Annotated in this window: 9 protein-coding genes; 4 read left to right on the top strand and 5 right to left on the bottom strand. The window is 68.0% G+C overall.

Features of this window, described 5'->3' with window-relative positions; all coding sequences use genetic code 11:
* Window positions 1-178 precede the first annotated feature (178 nt).
* A complete protein-coding gene (locus ACFOSH_RS27300) occupies window positions 179-1,228 on the top strand; it encodes an NAD(P)H-dependent flavin oxidoreductase (protein ID WP_378241918.1) in 1,050 nt (349 codons plus the stop codon).
* On the opposite strand, the gene ACFOSH_RS27295 is transcribed toward ACFOSH_RS27300, so the two are convergent.
* The 3 genes from ACFOSH_RS27295 to ACFOSH_RS27285 form a co-directional block, all read right to left on the bottom strand.
* Entirely contained in the window at window positions 1,203-2,678 is a 1,476-nt protein-coding gene (locus ACFOSH_RS27295) for an amino acid permease (protein ID WP_378241917.1), read from the bottom strand. The genes ACFOSH_RS27300 and ACFOSH_RS27295 overlap by 26 nt on opposite strands.
* Before the next feature lie 135 nt (window positions 2,679-2,813).
* Window positions 2,814-3,857 (bottom strand): alpha/beta hydrolase, encoded by a 1,044-nt coding sequence (locus ACFOSH_RS27290; RefSeq protein ID WP_378241916.1) that lies wholly within the window; start codon window positions 3,855-3,857, stop codon window positions 2,814-2,816.
* A gap of 183 nt (window positions 3,858-4,040) precedes the next feature.
* Window positions 4,041-5,006: a quinone oxidoreductase family protein gene (locus ACFOSH_RS27285; protein WP_378241915.1), complete on the bottom strand. Its 966-nt coding sequence runs from the start codon at window positions 5,004-5,006 to the stop codon at window positions 4,041-4,043.
* Window positions 5,007-5,065: 59 nt separating this feature from the next.
* Here ACFOSH_RS27285 and ACFOSH_RS27280 point away from each other — a divergent pair, with 59 nt between their 5' ends.
* Genes ACFOSH_RS27280 through ACFOSH_RS27270 form a run of 3 tightly spaced genes read left to right on the top strand, consistent with a single transcriptional unit; the run spans window position 5,066 to window position 6,104 of the window.
* The gene (locus tag ACFOSH_RS27280; protein ID WP_378241914.1) at window positions 5,066-5,269 is read left to right on the top strand and encodes a hypothetical protein; all 204 of its coding nucleotides are present in this window, start codon (window positions 5,066-5,068) and stop codon (window positions 5,267-5,269) included.
* An 11-nt stretch (window positions 5,270-5,280) separates the two neighbouring features.
* Window positions 5,281-5,751: a ribonuclease domain-containing protein gene (locus ACFOSH_RS27275; RefSeq protein WP_378241913.1), complete on the top strand. Its 471-nt coding sequence runs from the start codon at window positions 5,281-5,283 to the stop codon at window positions 5,749-5,751.
* The gene (locus tag ACFOSH_RS27270; protein WP_378241912.1) at window positions 5,748-6,104 is read left to right on the top strand and encodes a barstar family protein; all 357 of its coding nucleotides are present in this window, start codon (window positions 5,748-5,750) and stop codon (window positions 6,102-6,104) included. The genes ACFOSH_RS27275 and ACFOSH_RS27270 overlap by 4 nt, the downstream gene beginning before the upstream one ends.
* On the opposite strand, the gene ACFOSH_RS27265 is transcribed toward ACFOSH_RS27270, so the two are convergent.
* Both ACFOSH_RS27265 and ACFOSH_RS27260 read right to left on the bottom strand, forming a co-directional pair.
* Window positions 6,101-6,874, bottom strand: coding sequence for an enoyl-CoA hydratase-related protein (locus tag ACFOSH_RS27265; protein WP_378241911.1), 774 nt, complete (start codon window positions 6,872-6,874; stop codon window positions 6,101-6,103). The genes ACFOSH_RS27270 and ACFOSH_RS27265 overlap by 4 nt on opposite strands.
* A gap of 76 nt (window positions 6,875-6,950) precedes the next feature.
* Window positions 6,951-7,574: a cyclase gene (locus tag ACFOSH_RS27260; protein ID WP_378241910.1), complete on the bottom strand. Its 624-nt coding sequence runs from the start codon at window positions 7,572-7,574 to the stop codon at window positions 6,951-6,953.
* Window positions 7,575-7,603 lie beyond the last annotated feature (29 nt).

Genomic DNA, 7,603 nt, shown 5'->3' with positions numbered 1-7,603 from the left:
TCAACGCTCGGATACTTGACACCCCAAGAATACGAGCTAGGATACAGAAACATCAACGAAATCGCGGCCTAAACCCGCGTCCACAAAAGCGGGAACACTCCACCGGGACCCTGGGGGAACCTTGGCGTGACTCGAACGTCACATTCCGTGTCGTCACGAGAGGACTATCGTCGGAATCGTGTTCGAAGATCTGCGTTTTCCCGTGATCGCGGCCCCGATGGCGGGCGGGCCGACCACTCCCGAGCTCGTGGCCGCGGTGACCGCGGCGGGCGGATTCGGCTTCTTGGCGGGCGGCTATCTGAGCGCCGACGCCCTGGCCGACAGGATCGCGAAGACGGCCGAACTCACCGGCGAGCCGTTCGGTGTGAACCTCTTCGTCCCGGGTGGCGAGGCCGAGGCGGATCTCGGTGGCCACAGTGAGCGCTGGCGCGCCGAGGCCGAGCGCTACGGCGTCGAGCCGGGCGAGCCTCGCTGGGATGACGATGCCTACGCCGCGAAGCTCGAGATCGTGCTGGAGCGCAAGGTGCCGGTCGTTTCCTTCACCTTCGGCACGCCCTCCCCCGAGGACGTCGAACGCCTGCACGCCAACGGGAGCAAGGTGGCCGTCACCGTCACCAGCCCGGCGGAGGCCGATCAGGCCGTGGCGGTCGGCGCGGACGCTCTCGTGGTCCAGGGATTCGAGGCAGGGGCGCATCGAGGGCTCTTCGCTGACGAGGCCGGAGCCGAAGGTGGGGGAGCGCAGTACGGCGCGCTCAGCCTGCTTCGCCTGGTCTCGGCGCGGACGGCTTTGCCGCTCGTCGCGACCGGTGGGCTCGTGCACGGTGCCGACATCGCGGCGGTACTGGCGGCGGGTGCCGTCGCGGCCCAGCTGGGGACCGCGTTCCTTCGTGCGGACGAAGCCGGGACGCAGCCCGCGCACCGCCAGGCACTCGCGGACGGCGGCAGGACGACGGCGTTCACCAGGGCGTTCAGTGGACGCCCGGCCCGTTCCTTGGTCAACCGGGCGGTCGCGGACTTCTCGGCCACCGCTCCGTCCGCGTACCCACAGGTCAACAATCTGACCAAACCGATTCGTGCGGCGGCCGGAAAGGCGGGGGATCCGGAAGTGATGTCCCTCTACGCCGGGCAGACCTACGAACTCGCGGGCTCCGGCCCGGCGGCGTCGATCGTCGAACGCCTCCAGACCGAAGCCCGCGAAGCCGCTACGCGTTTGAGTCGTCTCCGCTGACCTGCTTCGCGTCGCCGTTGTTCGCGTTCATCGCGGAGTGACGGCGGCTGTAGGCGAAGTAGATGATCAGGCCGATGGCGAACCAGACCGCGAACCGCAGCCAGGTCTCCGGGTTCAGGAACGTGATCAGCCAGATCGAGAAGACGATCCCGATGATCGGCACGACCGGCATGCCGGGGGTCTTGAAGGACCGGGGCAGATCCGGCTGCTTGTAGCGCAGCACGATCACCGCGACGCAGACGACGACGAAGGCGAGCAGGATGCCGATGTTCGTCAGTTCGGCGGCCTCACCGATGGGCAGCAGCCCGGCGATCAGCGCCGACGCGCCGCCGAGCACCCAGGTCATCCGGTTCGGCACCTTGCGCACCGGATGGGTCTTGCCGAACCATTTGGGCAGCAGGCCGTCGCGGCTCATCGAGTAGCCGACCCGGCTCGCGCCCATGAGGAAGGTGAACAGCACCGTGGTGATACCGATGATCGCGCCGACCGCGATGATCAGGCCGAGCCACTTCATCCCGAGACCGGCGAAGGCGCTGGAGAAGGCGGCTTCGCTGTCGATGTCCTTGTAGTTGACCATCCCGGTCAGGACCAGACAGGCCAGCACGTAGAGCACCATCGAGATGGCGAGCGAGTAGAGGATCGCCTTCGGCATGTGCTTCTGGGAGTCGGTCGATTCCTCGGCTGCGGTCGACATGGCGTCATAACCGAAAACGGCGAAGAACACCGTCGCTGCTCCGGTGAACGCACCGCTGAGGCCGAACGGGAAGAAGTTCGAGTAGTTGTCGGTGTTGATGTGGAAGACACCGACGACGATCACCAGCAGGACCAGGCCGACCTTCAAGTAGACCAGCAGCGTCTCGAACCGGGCCGCGTTCTTCATGCCCTGGTTGAGGATGAAGGCGATCAGCAGGCACAGCAGCACGGCGAACAGGTTGATCTTGTAGGACCCTGGGTCGACCCCGGCCTTCTCGGTGCCTGGAGCGCCCAGCATCCAAGTCGGGAGGTCGATGTTGAGATAGCCAAGCAGCTCGTTGAAGTAGCCGGAGATGCCGATCGCGACCACCGCCACGATCGCCGTGTACTCCAGCAGCAGGTCCCAGCCGATGAACCAGCCGACGATCTCGCCCAGCACGGTGTAGCCGTAGGTGTAGGCGGATCCGGCGCGGGGGATCAGCCCGGCGAACTCGGCGTAGGAGAACGCGGCGGCCGCGCTGGCGATGCCCGCGATGAGGAACGAGATCAGCACGGCGGGGCCCGCCGTCTTGTTCGCGACCGCGCCGGCCAGGGAGAAGATCCCCGCGCCGATGATGCCGCCCACCCCGATCGCGGTCAGTTGTCGCAGGCCGAGCGTGCGTTGAAGCCCGCCGCCCCCACTGAGTTCCTCGATCTGCTCGATCGGTTTGCGGCGGAATACCCCGGATCCCGAGCCCAGGCTGCGCGGTGCGGACATCGTCGTCTCCCAACGGGTTGTGCTTTTCGGACTGGGTCGACAGTCCGAATGGAGACTAGGCAAGTGCCGCGAAGCGGCTCCGTTGAGGGTGGTGGCGGGGGCATGGATGGAGTAGCGGGAGATGGGACTTCGCACCTATCCGGCGGCGGTGTCCTCACTCACTTCGGCGGCCACGCGCGCGGCGATCTTCGACGGCCTGGACGCGCTGGCGGAGAAGTAGGTGAGCAGTTCCGAGATCTCGATGGGATCGTCCAGCTGCGGGCAGTGGCCCCAGTCCTCGCGCACCATGAGCCTGCTGTGCGGGACCAGCGCGTGCAGCTGCCGCCCGGAGGCGGCGCTGACCAGCTTGTCCTTGCCGCAGACGACGACCAGGAGCGGGATGCGGACCTCTTCGAGCCGGTACGCGTTCGCCAGCTCTTCGACGAGCTGCCTCGCCTGTTCGAGCCGGGTGGTGGTGGACCGGTAGTCCGGGAACAGCGACGTGAACCGGCGCACCTGGTCGGCGTCCGCGGCGGTGGCGTCGGCGTACAGCAGCCGGGGGACGACCTGCTCGGCGACGGCGCGCACGAGGAAGCCGGGGATCGGCAGCGGCAGGGCCGAGTACATCCGCAGCGGCAGCGGGTAGCGGGCCACGGTGCGGATCAGCCAGCTGTCCACGAAACCGGGCGCGGCGATCGACACCACGCCCGCTACCGGCAGCCGGTGGTTTTCGGCGGCACGCAGGCTCATCGTGCCGCCGAGCGAGTTGCCGGCGAGCACCACCGTGCCGAGCACGGCCTGTTCTTTGATCACGGCCGCGGCGAAGGCGTCCAGTTGCGGGAGCATGGGGCCCGGCCGAAGTGGCTGAGCGTCACCGAAGCCGGGCAGGTCGACCGCGACCGCCGGAACACCGGCGGCCGCGAGCAGTTCCAGAACCGGGCGCCAGGTGTCGGCGCTGTCGCAGTAGCCGTGGAGCAGCACCAGCCTCGGCGCCGTCGGCTTGGCTTGCCCGCGCGCGGTGGCCCGCTTGCCGAGAACTCGCCGGGGCCCACGGTCGGCGGACTCCGCCGGTTGCGGTCCGACTTCGAGCACTCTGGTGCGGACACCGGCGTAGCGCCGGAAAGAGACGCGGATCGGGTCGGTGTCGGTGGTGGTCCGGCCCCCCGGGTCCGCCGGTTCGGGCCGCTGCGATGCGGTCATGGTTCCAGGTTAACCGCGAGACGTCGGATTTTGGTCGAACTTCGGTCGTGAGAATCTTGCTGAGTCATAACGTTCTTGACACTTGACAAGACCACAAAATGACTGGTTGACCTGCGCGGGACGCGCGGACGTGCGCCTCTGTGCGCGCTTGATCCAGGCGAGGGGGCGAAGTCACCCCTCCGATCAATGCGCGAATACGACCTTTCCCGAAGTTTCCCCGTCGAGCATGTTTTTAAACCCGGTTCCGGCTTCCGAAAACGGCAGTTCGGCGCCGATCTGCGGACGGACCCCCGTGAGCTCCAGATAGGCGAGGAGATCGGTCAGTTCGTCCCTGGTCCCCATCGTCGAACCCGCGATGCGCAGTTGCAGAAAGAACACGCGCTGCAACTCCGCGTGAGCGTCCGGACCGCTGGTCGAGCCCGAAACGACGATGATCCCGCCCGGTTTGAGCGACTTCACCGAATGGGACCAGGTCGCCTTCCCGACGGTTTCGAAGACCGCGTCGACCCGCTCCGGCAGCCGCGCGCCGGACTCAAAGGTCTGATGTGCGCCCAGATTCTCGGCCAGCGCGCGTTTCTCTTCGCTACGCCCAGTCACCCAAACCCGGAATCCGGCCGCACGCCCGAGCTGCACGAGGGCGGTCGAGACCCCGCCCGAGGCGCCCTGGACGAGCATCGTCTGTCCTGGCCGCAACCCGGACTTCACGAACAGCATCCGGTAGGCGGTCAGCCAGGCCGTGCCCATGGTCGAGGCTTCCGCGAAACTCAGGCTCGCCGGCTTCGGCACGACATTGCGTGCGGGGACCACGACCTGCTCGGCGAAGCTGCCCTGGTGCTTCTCGGTGAGCAGAGTGCGCTTCGGGTCGAGAGTGTCGTCGCCCTGCCAGCCCGGGGCGTTGATCACCGAGTGGAGGACGACCTCGGTGCCGTCGTCGAGGGTGCCCGCCCCGTCGCAACCCAGGATCATCGGGAACTGCTCGGGTTTGATGCCGACGCCGCGCAGTGTCCACAGGTCGTGCATGTTGAGGCTGGCGGCCTTGACGTAGACCCGCACCCAGCCCTCGGGCACCTCGGGCTCGGGCCGCTCGCCGATCACGAGCGAGTCCAGCGGCTTTTCGGCGTTGGGTTCGGAAGCGTAAACGGCGAACATGTCAGCAACCTACATGGCCTGACCGGCGGCGGCAGGGGGCGTGAGCGTAGGATCGCAGCGTGTTCAACGGGCTTGCTGACTGGTGGGACGGCGCCGAGCTGTGGCTCGCGCAGGCCCCGTTTCCCGTGCAGTTCGTGCTGGTCATGGTGGTCGTCGTGCCACTGTGCGTGGTCGCGGCCTGGCTGCTCGACACGGTCTTCGGGAAGGTCGCCCGGGTCTTCGGCACGGCCCGCGATGTGAACGACCCCGACCGGTCCTCCTAAGCTGGCACACCATGTTCAACCGTAGGCGGATCACCGCCGCCCTGATCGGCCTGATCGTGCTGGTGCTCGCCGGCTGGTTCGTCAAGGACGGCATCAGCGGTGACGACACGAAGAGCGCTTCGGGTCCGGCGAGTTCGTCAGCTCAAGCCAAACCGTCGGGTGCGGCCAAGGGCAAGGTCGCGGGCGAGGATTCCGGGCTTCCGGTCAAACCGCTCACGGGGCTGCCCTCGCAGGCGTCCGACACCTGGCGGCTCATCAAGGCGGGCGGGCCGTACCCGTATCCGCGCAACGACGACGTCACCTTCCAGAACCGGGAGAAGGTCTTGCCCGCCAAGGATTCCGGCTACTACCGGGAATACACGGTCAAGACGCCCGGCAGCCCGGATCGCGGGGCGAAGCGGCTGGTGACCGGCACCGGCAAGGAGCTGTACTACACCGAGGACCACTACAAGTCCTTCGTCGTAGTGGACCCCGCCCGATGAGCGCGAGCGAGGACGCGGCGGACAAGGCGTTCACCCGCGGGGCGTATCCGCACCTGATCGACGGCGCGCGGACGGTCGACAAGGCCTCCACGCTCGACGCGATCGCGGAGGCGCTGTCCTTCCCCGACTACTTCGGGAAGAACCTCGACGCGCTCTACGACTGCCTCACCGACCTGTCCTGGCTTCCGCCGGGGGAGCACGTGCTGATCTGGGCCGGTTCCTCGGCGCTCAAGGACCACGACCCGAAGGCGTACTTGGCTGTCCGCAGTGTGCTCTCGGACGCACAGCGGGCGCTGGGGCCGACCGGGGATCGATCGGATTCCCGGCGCCTCACCGTCGTCCTGCCCGATTAAGCCTCGGGGACCCAGTTCGGCTTGCGCTTCTGCGCGAAAGCCGTGATGCCCTCCTGGCCTTCTTCGCTCGCGAAGAACCCGGCGGACAGCTTGTTCATGGCCTCGAACCCTTCGCCCGGTGTCGCCGGGCGAGGCTTGCTGAGCAGTTCCTTCGTCGCCGCGAGCGCCTTCGGCCCGCCGAGGGCGAGCGCTTTGACGTAGCGGGTGACCTCGCCGTCGAGTTCGTCGGCGGTGACGGCCGAGTTCAGCAGGCCGATCTCGACGGCGCGCTCGGCGTCGAAGGTGTCGCCGGTCAGGAAGAGTTCGTGCGCGGCGCGGGCGTTGAGCCGCGGCAGCACGGTGAGCGAGATGACGGCGGGCACGACACCGATCCGCACCTCGGAGAAGGCGAAGGTCGCATCGCGGGTGGCGACGGCGATGTCGGTCGCGGCCACCATGCCGATGCCGCCCGCCCGCGCGGGTCCCGCCAGCTTCGCCACGACAGGCTTGGGGCTGGTCCACAGCTGCTCGAGGATCTTCGGGAACTCGTTGACGCCCTGGGCGCCCGCACCGGCGCCGCGGGCCTCCTTGAGGTCCATGCCGGCGCAGAACACCGGGCCGGTGTGGGTGAGCACGATGACCCGTACCGCGTCGTCGGCTCGCGCCTTGTCCAGCGACTCGCTCAGTTCGCGCCGCAGCTGGGCGGAGAGCGCGTTGCGGTTGTGCGGGGAGTCCAAGGTGATCGTGGCGGTGCCGCCCACCACGTCGTAGTGCACCAGTTCGTCAGCCATGCCTCACCTTCGCACGGGCGAAGTCGGGCCGGGCAGTGGCCTGCGCCACCATGCGAGATGGTGGCGCAGGCGCTGCTCAGCCGATCGTCGTCGTGGTGAAGGTCGGGCTCGGGTTGGGGAAGCAGGCCGTCGGCGCCGAGACGTCGAAGCCCGCGCTGACCACCGCGGTGAACGTCAGGCCCGGGTCGGCGTAGCTGGCGCCGCCCAGTTTCGTCTCGATGGTGCCGGACGAGCCCGCGGTGAGGTGCGCGGTCACGGTCGGCAGTTCGAACGTCGAGCCGCCCGCGATCGGGCCGGGAAAGCTCAGCGTCGCGACGCTGCCCGAGACGGTGAGCTTCGGCGGGGTCGAGCCGATCCCGGAGCCCCCGGCGAGGTCGGCGCCGACCCAGGTCGAGTTCGCCGGGATCGGGATCTTCAGGGAGAAGTCCTTGATGTTCTTGACCTTGTACCCGCTGACCTCGGCCGGGACGGTGTTGGCCGCCGGGTCGATGACGACGTCGAGCGCGGCACCGGGCGCGACCGTGGCCGGCGCGGTGACGTCGGCGTCCTGGTTCAGCTTGAGGTACTTGTTGCCGACGAGCGGCGGCTTCGCCTCACAGTCGAAGACGACGGTGGTCGCCGCCGAAGCCGGGGCGGCGATACCGACGAGTGGGACGAGCACGGCCGAAGCGCAGAAGAGGGCACGGATGGCAGCCTTCATGTTCCACCTACCAGGGGGTTCGATGGGGA

Origin of the sequence: Amycolatopsis speibonae, assembly GCF_042647925.1 — a bacterium.
In the GTDB taxonomy this organism is placed as follows: Bacteria; Actinomycetota; Actinomycetes; order Mycobacteriales; family Pseudonocardiaceae; genus Amycolatopsis; species Amycolatopsis speibonae.
This window is presented reverse-complemented; position numbering and strand designations above follow the sequence as displayed.